This window comes from Microbacterium sp. NPDC089321 (assembly GCF_040684935.1).
In the GTDB taxonomy this organism is placed as follows: Bacteria; Actinomycetota; Actinomycetes; order Actinomycetales; family Microbacteriaceae; genus Microbacterium.
In genome coordinates this window covers 227,564-241,602 of sequence record NZ_JBFBGX010000001.1, presented here as the reverse complement: position 1 = coordinate 241,602, position 14,039 = coordinate 227,564, and the positions used below count along the sequence as shown (strand labels likewise).

At 67.9% G+C, this 14,039-nt stretch carries 12 protein-coding genes; 7 read left to right on the top strand and 5 right to left on the bottom strand.

The annotated features are described in order from the left end of the window. Positions 1–13 precede the first annotated feature (13 nt). Positions 14–388 (top strand): DUF3054 domain-containing protein, encoded by a 375-nt coding sequence (locus AB0N59_RS01090; RefSeq protein WP_363477524.1) that lies wholly within the window; start codon positions 14–16, stop codon positions 386–388. Positions 389–498: 110 nt separating this feature from the next. Here AB0N59_RS01090 and AB0N59_RS01085 read toward each other — a convergent pair whose 3' ends face one another. The 4 genes from AB0N59_RS01085 to AB0N59_RS01070 all read right to left on the bottom strand — a co-directional run bounded on the left by AB0N59_RS01085 (position 499) and on the right by AB0N59_RS01070 (position 3,805). Further along, positions 499–987, bottom strand: a complete 489-nt coding sequence (locus AB0N59_RS01085; protein ID WP_363477521.1) for a SprT-like domain-containing protein — start codon at positions 985–987, stop codon at positions 499–501. A 58-nt stretch (positions 988–1,045) separates the two neighbouring features. Further along, positions 1,046–1,576 carry a hypothetical protein gene (locus tag AB0N59_RS01080; RefSeq protein ID WP_363477518.1) on the bottom strand — a complete coding sequence of 177 codons (531 nt, stop codon included), beginning with the start codon at positions 1,574–1,576 and terminating at the stop codon, positions 1,046–1,048. A 109-nt stretch (positions 1,577–1,685) separates the two neighbouring features. After that, complete coding sequence (locus AB0N59_RS01075; RefSeq protein ID WP_363477515.1) at positions 1,686–2,555, bottom strand: fused MFS/spermidine synthase; 870 nt, start codon at positions 2,553–2,555, stop codon at positions 1,686–1,688. 23 nt (positions 2,556–2,578) lie between these two features. Beyond that, a complete protein-coding gene (locus AB0N59_RS01070; RefSeq protein ID WP_363477513.1) occupies positions 2,579–3,805 on the bottom strand; it encodes an LCP family protein in 1,227 nt (408 codons plus the stop codon). 164 nt (positions 3,806–3,969) lie between these two features. Here AB0N59_RS01070 and AB0N59_RS01065 point away from each other — a divergent pair, with 164 nt between their 5' ends. From AB0N59_RS01065 to AB0N59_RS01045, 5 genes are all read left to right on the top strand, one after another. Continuing rightward, positions 3,970–5,646 carry an ABC transporter substrate-binding protein gene (locus AB0N59_RS01065; protein WP_363477510.1) on the top strand — a complete coding sequence of 559 codons (1,677 nt, stop codon included), beginning with the start codon at positions 3,970–3,972 and terminating at the stop codon, positions 5,644–5,646. 58 nt (positions 5,647–5,704) lie between these two features. After that, positions 5,705–6,709, top strand: a complete 1,005-nt coding sequence (locus AB0N59_RS01060; RefSeq protein ID WP_363477507.1) for an ABC transporter permease — start codon at positions 5,705–5,707, stop codon at positions 6,707–6,709. Then, complete coding sequence (locus tag AB0N59_RS01055) at positions 6,709–7,656, top strand: ABC transporter permease (protein WP_363477505.1); 948 nt, start codon at positions 6,709–6,711, stop codon at positions 7,654–7,656. The genes AB0N59_RS01060 and AB0N59_RS01055 overlap by 1 nt, the downstream gene beginning before the upstream one ends. After that, entirely contained in the window at positions 7,653–9,326 is a 1,674-nt protein-coding gene (locus tag AB0N59_RS01050) for an ABC transporter ATP-binding protein (protein ID WP_363477502.1), read from the top strand. The genes AB0N59_RS01055 and AB0N59_RS01050 overlap by 4 nt, the downstream gene beginning before the upstream one ends. A 127-nt stretch (positions 9,327–9,453) precedes the next feature. Continuing rightward, positions 9,454–9,765 (top strand): hypothetical protein, encoded by a 312-nt coding sequence (locus AB0N59_RS01045; RefSeq protein WP_363477499.1) that lies wholly within the window; start codon positions 9,454–9,456, stop codon positions 9,763–9,765. A gap of 61 nt (positions 9,766–9,826) precedes the next feature. Here AB0N59_RS01045 and AB0N59_RS01040 read toward each other — a convergent pair whose 3' ends face one another. Further along, positions 9,827–10,327: a hypothetical protein gene (locus AB0N59_RS01040; RefSeq protein ID WP_363477496.1), complete on the bottom strand. Its 501-nt coding sequence runs from the start codon at positions 10,325–10,327 to the stop codon at positions 9,827–9,829. Positions 10,328–10,531: 204 nt separating this feature from the next. On the opposite strand from AB0N59_RS01040, the gene AB0N59_RS01035 reads away from it, so the two are divergent. Then, positions 10,532–14,032 (top strand): DNA-directed RNA polymerase subunit beta, encoded by a 3,501-nt coding sequence (locus tag AB0N59_RS01035; protein WP_363477493.1) that lies wholly within the window; start codon positions 10,532–10,534, stop codon positions 14,030–14,032. Positions 14,033–14,039: the final 7 nt, after the last annotated feature.

Here is a 14,039-nt window from a genome sequence, read left to right as displayed (position 1 = left end):
ATAGGGTCGGAGCATGAGGTACCTGCCCGCGGTCATCGTCGACGCCGTGTTCGTGCTGATCTTCGCGGTCATCGGCCGCGCATCGCATGACGAGGATCCCCTGGGCTTCCTGCTGACGGCATGGCCGTTCCTCGTCGCTCTGTTCGTCGGGCACGCGCTCGCCGCGCTGGTGCCCGCCCGCCCTCGACGGCCTTGGTCGCTCGGCTGGGGGCTGGTCGTGTGGATCGTGACGCTCGGCGGCGGGATGCTGTTGCGCATCGCGTCGGGTGACACCGCCGAGACCCCGTTCATCATCGTCGCGGCGCTGGTGCTGGCGGCGATGCTGCTCGGTTGGCGTCTGATCGCCCTGCTCGTGCGCCGCTATCGGGCTCCGCGCACCGCCGACTGATCGTCACTGCGCGAAACACAGGAGCTCTCTCGAAACACAGGAGGGATGCCGGGATTCACTCCTGCATTCCATGCGAATTCCTGCGTTTCGCGAGCGCAGCGCAACCCGCTTCAGCGAGGCGACTGAGCCGCGAGACGGTCGGCCGCGGTGATCTCGCGACGGTGCCACTCGAACAGAAACCGGCGGTCGAAGCGCCGTGAGCACTTCGCGCACGAGGTCTCGCGTGCCGGGCGGCGGTGACGGTAGGCCACATGACCTGAAGGGCACCGACCGATCCACGGGGCGAGCTCTGTCGCCGTCTCTCCGTGGTGCGTGGTGCCGCCCACGTAGCCGAGCGACCGGGCGATGCGCTTCCACGCAGGGCCGTGGCCGGCCTCATGACCGGCCAGGGCGTGCGCGACCTCGTGCAGCAGAGTCTGGTGGATCTCGTCGTCATCGAAGCGTGCGGCGAGATAGCGCGAGACCGAGATGCGCTTGCGCTGATAGTCGCAGAGCCCGGCACGGCGCTTCGCGTTGTCGAACTCGAACGACCACGACTCGTCGAGGTGCATGCGAATCAGTGCGTCACCCCAGACGCGGACGCGAACCAGATCGGCCATGTGATCAGAGTAAGACCCCTGAAGGACATCGGCGCCGGATTCCGGCGCCACGACCGGGTCAGACGAGCATGTCGGCCGTGGCGACGCTGCGGCGCTCGGCCGCCTCGATGGCGCGCAGCGCCTTCTCGAGATCCGAGTCGTCGGCACCTGCCGCACGGCGCAGGAACAGCGACCGCTTGAAGCTCTCGCGCGCCTGCTCGAAGTCACGCGCCTCGTAGGCGTTCTTGCCGTGGTGCTGGTGTGCGAAGGCGGCGATCCCCGCCCAGCCCTGACCCTCGGCCTCGTTCGCGCAGGTGGCGAGCTCCTGCGCGGCGGCGGCGTGCGCACCGCGGTTCTGCAGAACGGTGGCGTGCAGGACCCGGGCGCGCAGCAGGTCTTTGCGGGTGCCGGCCATGCGGGCCTGACGCACGGTCTCGTCGGCCAGCTCGAGCGCCTCGTCGAGTCGATCGAGCACCTTCAGCAGCCACACGCGCTCCAGTAGCACCGGCAGGCTCCGCTGGTTCTCGATCTCAGCGAGACGTGTCAGGCACTCCCGCGGGTCCACCAGTTCACGAAGCGTGTCGGGGTCGTAACCCTGGATCAAATTCACGACTGCTGACTCCTCTCCGCGACCGTCGTCCCAGTCTGCCTCGCCCACCTGAGAACCGTTCGAGGCACGCCCTGCAACCCCGGCATCCGACCTGCTGGGACGGTCGGCGTCAGCGCAGGAAGATGCTCGCGTCGGGGCGGGGGGATGCCACGGCATCCGCATCCGTGACGATCGCCGCGCCCTTCGCGAACGCGGCGACCTCGGCACCCTGCGCGATCTTGGCCGGATGCGGACCCGCGGCCAGCAGCCGCGGCAGCCATTCGGTCGGCAGAGCCGTGCGCGAGGCGGCGAGCACCAGATTGCCGAACCGGCGCCCCTTCAGCACCTGGGTGTCGGCGAGCAGCGCCACCTCGTCGAACACGCTCATCGCGGTCGCGACCTGCCGCCTCGCGAAGGCGAGGCCCGGTCCGTCGGCGACGTTCACCAGGAGCACGCCGGCGGGGGCCAGCAGGTCGGCGATCTCACGGTAGAACTCGACGCTCGTGAGGTGCGCGGGCGTCTGGGCACCCGAGAACACGTCCGATACGACGAGGTCGCACTGCCCGCTGAGCGCCGGGGGCAGGCGCCGAAGGCCCTCCCGCGCGTCGCCGATCCGCACACGGATCGAGGCCGACCGTGGCAGCGGAAGATGCTCACGGACGAGCGCCACCAGCGGGCCCTCCAGCTCGATCACCTGCTGACGTGAGCCGGGCCGGGTCTTCTCGATGTAGCGGGGGATGGTCATCGCCCCTGCACCGAGATGCACGACGCTGAGCGGGGCGGATGCCGATGATCCGAGCTGGTCGATCACCGCGCCCATCCGCACGATGTACTCGAAGTGCAGGTGGGTGGGGTCGTCGAGGTCGACGTGCGACTGCGGTGTGCCGTCGACGATGAGCTCGAACCCGTGGGTGAATTCACTGGGCGCGACCTCGGCGATACCGCCGTGATCGAGCCGCGCCTGCGGATTCGCGGCGTCCCGCGCGCGTGCTCGTCCCATCCCTCGAGGTTATCCGCGCGGGCTCAGCGCCGCTTGCCACCCGAGCAGGTCTGCTGATTCAGGTCGATGCCGCTGATCTGGTCCGACAGAACGACGCCCTGCGACGCCGACGGTGCAGGCGAGGGCGCGTCGGAGGGAGGGGCGGACGGCGTCGGGGCCTCCTCCGTCACCACGCCGCCGTGATTGCTGGCCTTTCCCGTGATCTGCATCGACTCTCCGGTGCGGATCGCCTCCCACATCGGCGCCGCGGCCTCTTCATTGACGACCACGCGATCGTCGTCGTCGGGGTCTTCGAGCGTCGGCAGCTGCAGGAACTTGAACTCGTCGAAGGGCACGTCCTTCAGCGCGAGGGCGAGCTGCGCGAGCCGCACGGGGTTCGCGAGCTCTTTGCTGGGGTCGACGTTGTCGGCCACGACGTTCGCGAGCCGCAGCACCTTTCCGGGATCGGTGAGCGTCTCGCTGCTGAGGATGGTCTTGGCCAGACGAGACATGTACTGCTGCTGGTTCGAGATGCGGGCGAGGTCGCTGCCGTCGCCGATGCCCTTGCGCACGCGGATGAACTGCAGCGCCTCGTAGCCCGACACGGTGCGGGGACCGGGATCCCAGTCGATGCCGGTGTGCCTGTCGCGGATTCCCGTGCCGCCGATGCAGATCTCGACGCCGCCGATCGCGTCGGTGATCTTCATCACGCCGTCGAAGCTGAGCTTCGCGGCGAACCCGATGTCGATCCCACTCAGCTCGCCGACGGACTTCGCCACGCACGAGAGCCCCGCGCGCTCGAAGACGGAGTTGATGGGCGCCTTGGACGATCCGGATGCCACGGACCCGTCTTCCCGCGTGCAGTCGGGCACCTCGAGCATGAGGTCGCGCGGCAGGGAGACGACGCTCACCTTGCGCGGCTCTTCCGACACGTGCACGAGCAGGTTGACGTCGTTCCGGATGCCTTCTTCCTTGACGCAGCGCTCGCCGAGCTTCTGCTTCGACACGGCACCGCACTCGTCGGTGCCGACCAGCAGGATCGCGAACTCGCCGGGGTAGGCGCCCAGAGAGGGGGGAGCGACCTCGGGGGCGCCCTCCAGATCGACCGCGCCGTCGCTGACGCGCAGCGCGAGGTCGGCGGCGATGAACCCGCCGATGCCGAGGGCGGACACCGCGACCACGGCGACGCCGATGCCGAGCATCCGCAGGGCGGAACCCCAGGCCGAGGGGGTGCGATGCGGGGCGTGCTGAGCGACAGGGGGGCGCCTCATGGCATCCGACCCTACAGCCGCCACCGGTGAGGCGACCCGATACCGGATCGCAACACGGCAAAGTTTGGATTTCTGTGGGGCCGCTGAGTAGCGTCGACTCATCATGTGCGGATGCGACGGTGCATCCGGTCCATGCGATGAAGCATTCCACAGAGAGGCACACCATGCTCCACAGCACCCGTAGGCGAGGGCTCGCTCTCGCCGCCGGCACCGCGGTCGCAGCGATGCTGCTGACCGGCTGCGTCGCCAGCCAGCGCGAAGAAGGCAATGGCTCCGAGACGTCCGACGACGTCGACAGCACCTTCGTCTTCGCCGCCTCGTCCGACCCGCAGGGTCTCGACCCGGCGCTCGCACAGGACGGCGAGACCTTCCGCGTCTCGCGTCAGATCTTCGAGGGCCTCGTCGGCACCAAGGCCGGCACCGCCGACCCCGCCCCGCTGCTCGCCGAGTCGTGGGAGTCGTCGGAAGACGGCATGAGCCACACCTTCAATCTGAAGACCGGTGTGAAGTTCCACGACGGCACGCCGTTCAACGCCGAGGCCGTCTGCTTCAACTTCGAGCGCTGGTTCAACTGGGAGGGCCTGCTCGCCTCCGAGGCGCTCGGCTACTACTACAACAAGCTCTTCCACGGCTACAAGAGCAGCGCGGCAGACGCCGTGTACAAGTCGTGTACCCCCGACGGCGACGACAAGGTCACGATCGAGCTGAACAAGCCGTTCGCCGGCTTCGTGGCCTCGCTCTCGCTGCCCGCGTTCAGCATGCAGAGCCCGTCGGCCCTCGAGGAGTTCAAGGCCGACGAGGTCGGCGGCACCGCGGAGGCTCCCGTGCTGTCGGAGTACGCCAAGGGGCACCCGGTCGGAACCGGCCCGTTCCAGTTCGAGGACTGGGCTCCGGGTGAGGACGTCACCCTGAAGGCGTACGACGGGTACTGGGGCGAGAAGGGTCAGATCGAGGAGATCGTCTTCCGCGTCATCGGCGACCCGACCGCTCGCCGCCAGGCCCTCGAGGCAGGCGACATCGACGGCTACGACCTGGTCGGCCCGGCCGACACCAAGGCCCTCGAGGAGAAGGGGTTCAACATGGTGTCGCGTCCGCCGTTCACCATCCTGTACCTCGCCTTCAACCAGGCCGTCGCCGAGCTGAAGGACATCAAGGTCCGCCAGGCTCTCTCGTACGCCGTCGACAAGGACGCGCTGATCAAGCAGGTCCTGCCCGAGGGCACCGAGAAGGCCACGCAGTTCGTGCCGCCGGTGGTCAACGGCTACAACAAGGACGTGACGACCTACGACTACGACCCCGCGAAGGCGAAGTCGCTGCTCGAAGAGGCCGGCTACACGGCCGACAAGCCGCTGACGCTGACCTTCAACTACCCGGTCAACGTCTCGCGTCCGTACATGCCGGACCCCGAGCAGATCTTCACCGTGCTGGCGAAGCAGCTCGAAGAGGTCGGCGTGAAGGTCAACCCGCAGACCGATGCCTGGAGCCCGGACTACCTCGAGAAGATCACCTCGGGCTCCGACCACGGCATCCACCTGCTGGGCTGGACCGGCGATTACAACGACACCGACAACTTCGTCGGCGTGTTCTTCGGCACCAAGAGCGCTGAGTGGGGCTTCGACAACCCCGAGCTCTTCTCGGCGCTCACCGAGGCCCGCGGCATCTCGAACATCGAGGAGCAGACCGCGGCGTACGAGAAGATCAACGAGGAAGTCGCCGAGTTCATCCCCGGTGTCCCGCTCGCCCACCCCGCTCCCACGCTCGCGTTCGACGAGCGCGTGAAGAGCTACCCGGCGAGCCCGGTGAACGACGAGGTCTTCTCGGAGATCGTCCTCACCAAGTAAGGCACCGCTGCGGCGCCCGGCCCACCGGCCGGGCGCCGCAGCCCTGACGGAGAACTTCGTGCTGCGAACAATCGGCAAGCGGCTTCTGCTGCTCATCCCCACACTCTTCGGCCTCAGCATCCTGCTGTTCGCCTGGGTCCGCGCTCTGCCAGGCGGGCCGGCGGTCGCCCTGCTCGGCGAGAAGGCCACCCCGGCCGCCGTCGAGCAGGTCAACAAGCTCTACGGGTTCGACCGCCCGCTCATCGAGCAGTATGTGACCTGGATCGGTCGTCTGCTGCAGGGCGACTTCGGCTCATCGATCGTCACCTCGCGCCCCGTCGTCGAGGAGTTCTTCCGCCGCTTCCCGGCGACGATCGAGCTCAGCATCGCGGCGCTCATCTTCGCGGTCGGCGTCGGCATCCCGCTCGGCTACTGGGCAGCACGCCGCCATGGCAAGTGGACCGACCACAGCGCGGTGATCCTCAGCCTCATCGGCATCACGATCCCCGTGTTCTTCCTGGCGTTCATTCTGAAGTACGTCTTCGCCGTGCAGCTGGGCTGGCTGCCCTCCGACGGGCGCCAGAGCCCGCGCATCGACGCGACGCACGTGACCGGCTTCTACGTCTGGGACGGCACCATCACGGGCGAGTTCGACGCCGCCTGGGATGCCGTTCTGCACCTGGCGCTTCCCGCGCTGGCGCTCGGGACCATCCCGCTCGCGATCATCGTGCGCATCACGCGCGCCAGCGTGCTCGAGGTGCAGAACGCCGACTACGTCCGCACGGGCAAGGCGAAGGGCGTCGCCTCGTCGACCCTGCGCAACCGGTTCATCCTGCGCAACGCGATGCTTCCGGTGATCACAACCATCGGCCTGCAGACCGGTCTGCTGATCTCGGGCGCGGTGCTCACCGAGACCGTATTCGCATACCCGGGCGTCGGATCGTTCCTCGCGCAGTCGATCTTCTCGCGCGACTTCCCGGTGCTGCAGGGCTTCATCATCTTCATCGCGATCGCGTACGCGCTGATCAACCTGGCCGTCGACGTGTCGTACAGCCTGATCGATCCGAGAGTGAGGGTCCAGTGATGAGCGCAGTGCTCCCACCCGCACAGGGCGGCGAGGTGCTCGACACCGTCGCCGTCGCCCAGGCCGATCTCAAGTCCGGCGGCGGCTTCTGGCAGGACGTGTTCCGGCGCCTGCGACGCAATCCCGCCGCATGGGTCGGTCTCGTCATCGTGCTGCTCTTCCTTCTTGTCGCGGCCCTCGCACCGCTGCTGGCGCCGTATCCCGAGCGGGCCCTTCCCGGCACCGAGCACATCACCCCGACGACGATCCCCGGCATCGGCGAGGTCGACGGGTTCCCGCTCGGTCTCGACCGGTTCGGCGGCGACGTGCTGTCGAAGCTCATCTGGGGCGCCCAGGCGTCGCTGCTCGTCGGAGTCGTGTCGACCGCGCTCGGCCTGGTCGGCGGCATGCTGCTGGGTCTCATCGCCGGCACGTTCGGCGGCTGGGTCGACACCCTCATCATGCGCATCGTCGACATCATCCTGTCGGTGCCGAACCTTCTGCTGGCGGTGTCGATCGCCGCGATCCTCGGGCAGACGCCGTCGGCGGTGATGATCGCCATCGGCGCGTCGCAGGTGCCGATCTTCGCGCGCCTGCTGCGCGCCTCGATGCTGCAGCAGCGCTCGGCCGAGTACGTCCTCTCAGCGCAGACCCTCGGCCTGGGTCGCGGACGCATCACCATGTCGCACGTGCTGCCGAACGCCATCGGCCCTGTCATCGTGCAGGGCACGCTGACGCTCGCCACCGCGGTGATCGATGCGGCTGCGCTGTCGTTCCTCGGTCTCGGCGGCGGGCGCCCCGAGACCGCGGAGTGGGGCCGGATGCTGACCTACGCCCAGGCCGAGCTGGCGATCGCCCCGCAGCTGGCCTTCCTCCCCGGCATCTGCATCGCGGTGACCGCGCTGGGCTTCACGCTGTTCGGCGAGGCGCTGCGAGAGGCGATGGACCCGAGGACGCGCGCACGATGAGGAACGAGACGATGAACCAGAATCCGGATGCCGTGCGCCAGCCGCTGCTGCAGGTGTCGAACCTCGCGGTGGACTTCGGCACCATGGACGGCGTCGTGCACGCCGTCGAGGGCGTCGACCTCGAGATCGCTCCGGGTGAGACCGTCGCGATCGTCGGCGAGTCCGGCTCGGGCAAGTCGACCACCGCGATGGCCGTCATCGGACTGCTCGCCTCGGGCGGACGGGTCGCCGGCGGCAGCATCGCCCTCGACGGACGAGAGCTGGTCGGCGTCTCCGAGGGCGAGATGCGCAAGATCCGCGGTCGCGACATCGGCATGGTCCCGCAGGACCCGATGTCGAACCTCAACCCGGTGGCCAAGATCGGCACGCAGGTGGCCGAGACGCTGCTCGCGCATGGGCTCGCGAACCGCGGCAACGTGCAGCAGAAAGTGGTCGAGGCGCTCTCGGCCGCAGGCCTTCCCGACCCCGAGCGCCGCGCCAAGCAGTATCCGCATGAGCTGTCGGGCGGTCTGCGTCAGCGCGCCCTGATCGCCATCGGGCTCGCGTGCCGCCCGCGTCTGCTGATCGCCGACGAGCCGACCAGCGCGCTCGATGTGACGGTGCAGCAGACGATCCTCGACCAGCTCGAGGAGATGACCCGCGAGCTGGGCACCGCCGTGCTGCTGATCACGCACGACCTGGGGCTCGCCGCAGAGCGCGCGCAGCGCGTCGTGGTGATGCATCGGGGCCGGGTGGTCGAGCAGGGGCCGGCGCGGCAGATCCTCGAGGACCCGCAGCATCCCTATACGCAGAGCCTCGTCAAGGCGGCGCCGTCGATCGCCGCAGCGCGCCTGCAGCCCGAGGTGTTCACCGCAGGCACCGGTGCCGCCGAGCCGGCCGCGACCGACAACATCGTCGAGATCGAGGGGCTGCGCAAGGTGTATCCGATCCGCGGTCAGGCCGAGGACTTCGTCGCGGTCGACGACGTGTCGCTCGTGGTGCCCCGGGGCAAGACCGTCGCGATCGTGGGCGAGTCCGGCTCGGGCAAGACCACGACCGCCCGCATGCTGCTCAAGCTCATCGAGCCGACCGCCGGCACGATCCGCTTCGAGGGCAACGACATCTCGAAGCTGAGCCGCGCTCAGGCGAAGGAGTTCCGTCAGCGCGTGCAGCCGGTCTTCCAGGACCCGTACTCGAGCCTGAACCCGATGTTCACGATCGAACGGCTCATCGCCGAGCCCCTGGAGTTCTACAAGCGCGGCAGCCGCGCAGAGCGCAAGGCGCGGGTGCGCACGCTGCTCGACGATGTCGCCCTGCCGCAGTCGATGCTGCAGCGCTACCCGTCGGAGCTGTCGGGCGGTCAGCGTCAGCGCGTCGCCATCGCCCGCGCACTCGCGCTCTCTCCCGATCTCATCGTGTGCGACGAGCCGGTCTCGGCGCTCGACGTGCTCGTGCAGGACCAGATCCTCACGCTGCTCGGCGATCTGCAGAAGGAGTACGGACTCAGCTATCTGTTCATCTCGCACGACCTCGCCGTCGTCCGACTGATCAGCGACTACGTGTGCGTCATGAAGGACGGCGCACTGGTCGAGGCGGCGACCTCCGAGGAGATCTTCACGAATCCCCGCGACCCGTACACGCGCCGGCTGCTGGCATCCATCCCGGGCAACGAGCTCGGCATCGCTTCCTGACCGGCGGGCAGGCGCAGATCGGTCTTGTGCGTCGCGCCCGCCGGGTCTAGAACGGTGCTGTGCGGCGACGGCGCCGCATCGAGCCGTAAGGGGAGGCGACTCGTTTCTCTGGGGATTGGGAACGAAGATGAAGAAGGCTGTGATCGGCTGCGCCCTGGCGCTGATGCTCGTGGCGGGCAGCAGCGGAGCGGCGATGGCGGGGGAGTACACGGGCAACGGAGGTGACGTCCCCGGGGGCTCGAAGGCGCATTCGGCGTGTCACTACTCGGGGCGCGACCTGCCCGATGACGTCGAGATGAATCCGATGCCGTGGATGAACGACGATGCCGTCACCGGCGGGCATGTTCAGAGCTACGGGATGCTGGTGCGCGCCGGCATGAAGGGCGCCGAGGGCGGACCCGGCGTGGCGTGCCGCGGCAACGCGATGCACGAGGAGTGACCCCCCTCGTCCCGCTGACGGGTTCCGGATGCCAGGGGCTCGCCGCCCTGGCATCCGGTTCTCAGCTCAGCTCGGGATCGCGCGCCCAGCGCGGAGCGAGCGCGCGCACACGCAGCCCGCGCGCCTGCCACGTCGCCCAGAGCGCGGGCCACAGCAGGCCGGCGGTCGGTCCGTCGAAGGTGAGCCGGTCGCGCCACAGCGTGCGTCCGGACCGGCCGGGCTGGGGCGAGACCGCCATCTGGTGGTCCCACACGTCGAGCCCGCCGAGCGGGCCGGTGAGGGGGATGCCGCTGTCGCGGAGGATCCGCACGGTGCCGGCGGGTTCCTCGACCTCGCGTTCACCGATCCGGATGATCTGGGTGCCGACCGGCAGCCGCCCGAACGCGGTCAGGCGAACGGCCGCCTCGTCACCCGGCTCCCACCGATCCGGCAGCACGACGGGCTGCAGCGGCTGCATCTGCAGAAGAGGGGCGTAGAGCTCGCCCACGACGCGAGGGGAGTGCAGCGCTCGCCAGGCGGTATCGGGGTCGCAGTCGATGGTGAACTTCAGCACGATGCGCATACTGAAGTGTCGCTCATACCGCAGCATCCGGCGTTGGTCAAGGACTGTGCTTGCCATGTCGTGAAATCGTGCGTATAGTTGGTAGTTGCGCTCGCTTCTCCCTGCCCTCATATGGTGGTCGGCATCCGTTGAGCTCTCGAGCGCGTTCTCCACCGACGTCTAGGAATCGACCAGCCCCTGCACGGGCTCACGGAGGTTACTCCCTTGGCTGCTGCTCACAACGCATCCACATCCACCACCAACAAGAACGGCCGCGGAGTCTCCCGCCTCTCGTTCGCCAAGATCTCCGACACGCTGACGGTCCCCGACCTTCTCGCGCTGCAGACCGAGTCCTTCGGCTGGCTCGTCGGCAACGACGACTGGAAGGCGCGCGTCGCCGAGGCCAAGAAGTCCGGCCGCAGCGACGTCTCCGAGGTCTCGGGTCTCGGCGAGATCTTCGAGGAGATCTCCCCGATCGAAGACCTGGGCGAGACCATGCAGCTCTCGTTCACCAACCCGTACCTCGAGCCGGAGAAGTACTCGATCGACGAGTGCAAGGAGCGTGGCAAGACCTACGCCGCGCCGCTGTACGTCGAGGCCGAGTTCATGAACCACCTCACCGGTGAGATCAAGACCCAGACGGTCTTCATGGGCGACTTCCCGCTGCAGACCGACAAGGGCACGTTCATCATCAACGGCTCCGAGCGCGTCGTCGTCTCGCAGCTCGTGCGCTCGCCCGGTGTCTACTTCGACAAGACCCCCGACAAGACCAGTGACAAGGACATCGTCACCGCTCGCGTCATCCCCAGCCGTGGCGCATGGCTCGAGTTCGAGATCGACAAGCGCGACCAGGTCGGCGTCCGCATCGACCGCAAGCGCAAGCAGTCCGTCACCGTCTTCCTGAAGGCGCTCGGCATGTCGAGCGAGCAGATCCTCGCCGAGTTCGCCGGCTACCCCTCGATCGAGGAGACCCTCGCGAAGGACACGATCCTCACGCAGGAAGACGCCCTGCGCGACATCTACCGCAAGCTGCGTCCGGGCGAGCAGGTTGCCGCCGAGGCCGCGCGCTCGCTGCTCGACAACTTCTACTTCAACCCGAAGCGCTACGACCTCGCGAAGGTGGGTCGTTACAAGATCAACCAGAAGCTCGGTCTCGCGGCCCCTCTCACCGACTCGGTGCTGACCGTCGACGACATCGTCGCGACCATCAAGTACCTGGTGCGCGTGCACCGCGGCGACGAGACCTTCGAGGGCATCCGCGGCGGCAAGAAGACCGAGATCCGCATCGCCACCGACGACATCGACAACTTCGGCAACCGCCGCATCCGCGCCGTCGGCGAGCTGATCCAGAACCAGGTCCGCACCGGTCTGTCGCGCATGGAGCGCGTCGTCCGCGAGCGCATGACCACGCAGGACATCGAGGCGATCACCCCGCAGACCCTGATCAACGTGCGTCCCGTCGTGGCCGCGATCAAGGAGTTCTTCGGCACCTCGCAGCTGTCGCAGTTCATGGATCAGAACAACCCGCTCGCGGGTCTGACCAACAAGCGCCGTCTGTCGGCCCTCGGCCCCGGTGGTCTCTCGCGTGACCGCGCCGGCGTCGAGGTGCGAGACGTGCACCCCTCGCACTACGGCCGCATGTGCCCGATCGAGACCCCTGAAGGCCCGAACATCGGTCTGATCGGTGCGCTCGCGACCTTCGCGCGCATCAACTCGTTCGGCTTCATCGAGACCCCGTACCGTCGCGTCGTCGACGGTGCCGTCACCGACCAGATCGACTACCTCACGGCAGCCGAGGAGGTCGACTTCAACATCGCTCAGGCGAACGCACCGCTCGACAAGAACGGCCGCTTCACCGAGAGCCACGTCCTGGCCCGCCCCCGCGGCGGATCGGGCGAGGTCGACCTGTTCCTGCCCGAGGAGATCGGCTACATCGACGTCTCGCCTCGTCAGATGGTGTCGGTCGCGACCTCGCTCGTGCCGTTCCTCGAGCACGACGACGCGCAGCGCGCGCTCATGGGCGCCAACATGCAGCGTCAGGCCGTGCCGCTCCTCCGCTCGGACTCGCCGCTCGTCGGCACCGGTATGGAGGGCTACACCGCCATCGACGCCGGTGACGTCGTCACCGCGCTCAAGGCCGGTGTCGTCAGCGAGGTCTCGGCAGACCGCGTCGTGGTCATGCTCGACGAGGGCGGCACGCAGGAGTACCACCTGCGCAAGTTCGACCGCTCGAACCAGGGCACGTCGTACAACCAGCGCGTGATCGTCAACGCCGGTGAGCGCGTCGAGGTCGGCGAGGTCATCGCCGACGGTCCCGCAACCGAGAACGGCGAGCTCGCGCTCGGCAAGAACCTGCTCGTCGCGTTCATGCCGTGGGAGGGCCACAACTTCGAGGACGCCATCATCCTGAGCCAGGAGCTGGTGAAGGACGACACCCTCTCGTCGATCCACATCGAGGAGTACGAGGTCGACGCCCGCGACACCAAGCTGGGCAAGGAGGAGATCACGCGTGACCTCCCCAACGTCAGCCCCGAGCTGCTGAAGGACCTCGACGAGCGCGGCATCATCCGCATCGGAGCCGAGGTCCGCCCCGGCGACATCCTCGTCGGCAAGGTCACGCCCAAGGGCGAGACCGAGCTGTCGGCGGAAGAGCGCCTGCTGCGCGCGATCTTCAACGAGAAGAGCCGTGAGGTCCGCGACACCTCGCTGAAGGTCCCCCACGGTGAGCAGGGCACGATCATCGCCGTCAAGGAGTTCGACGCAGAAGAGGGCGACGACGAGCTCGGCTCGGGCGTCAACCGCCGCGTCGTGGTCTACATCGCCCAGAAGCGCAAGATCACCGAGGGCGACAAGCTCGCCGGCCGCCACGGCAACAAGGGTGTCATCGCGAAGATCCTGCCCGTCGAGGACATGCCCTTCATGTCCGACGGAACGCCGGTCGACGTGGTGCTGAACCCGCTCGGCATCCCGGGTCGAATGAACTTCGGCCAGGTGCTCGAGACCCACCTCGGCTGGATCGCCAAGACCGGATGGAAGGTCGAGGGCAACCCCGAGTGGGCTGTCAAGCTGCCTGAGAACGGCCGCGACGTCGCCCCGAACACCAAGGTCGCCACCCCGGTGTTCGACGGTGCCAGCGAGTCCGAGATCTCCGGTCTGCTCGACTCGACCCTGCCGACCCGTGACGGCGTGCGCCTGATCGACTCGTCGGGCAAGACGCAGCTGTTCGACGGACGCTCCGGCGAGCCGTTCCCGGCTCCCATCTCGGTCGGCTACATGTACATCCTGAAGCTGCACCACCTCGTCGACGACAAGATCCACGCTCGCTCGACGGGCCCCTACTCGATGATCACCCAGCAGCCGCTCGGCGGTAAGGCGCAGTTCGGTGGACAGCGCTTCGGTGAGATGGAGGTGTGGGCTCTCGAGGCCTACGGTGCCGCATACGCGCTGCAGGAGCTCCTGACGATCAAGTCCGACGACATCCTCGGCCGCGTGAAGGTGTACGAGGCCATCGTCAAGGGCGAGAACATCCAGGAGCCCGGCATCCCCGAGTCCTTCAAGGTGCTCATGAAGGAGATGCAGTCGCTCTGCCTGAACGTCGAGGTGCTCTCGGCCGACGGCACCGCCGTCAACCTGCGGGACACCGACGACGAGGCCTTCCGCGCAGCGGAGGAGCTCGGCATCAACATCTCCAGCCGTTTCGAAGCCGCGTCGATCGACGAGATCTGATCTCGGC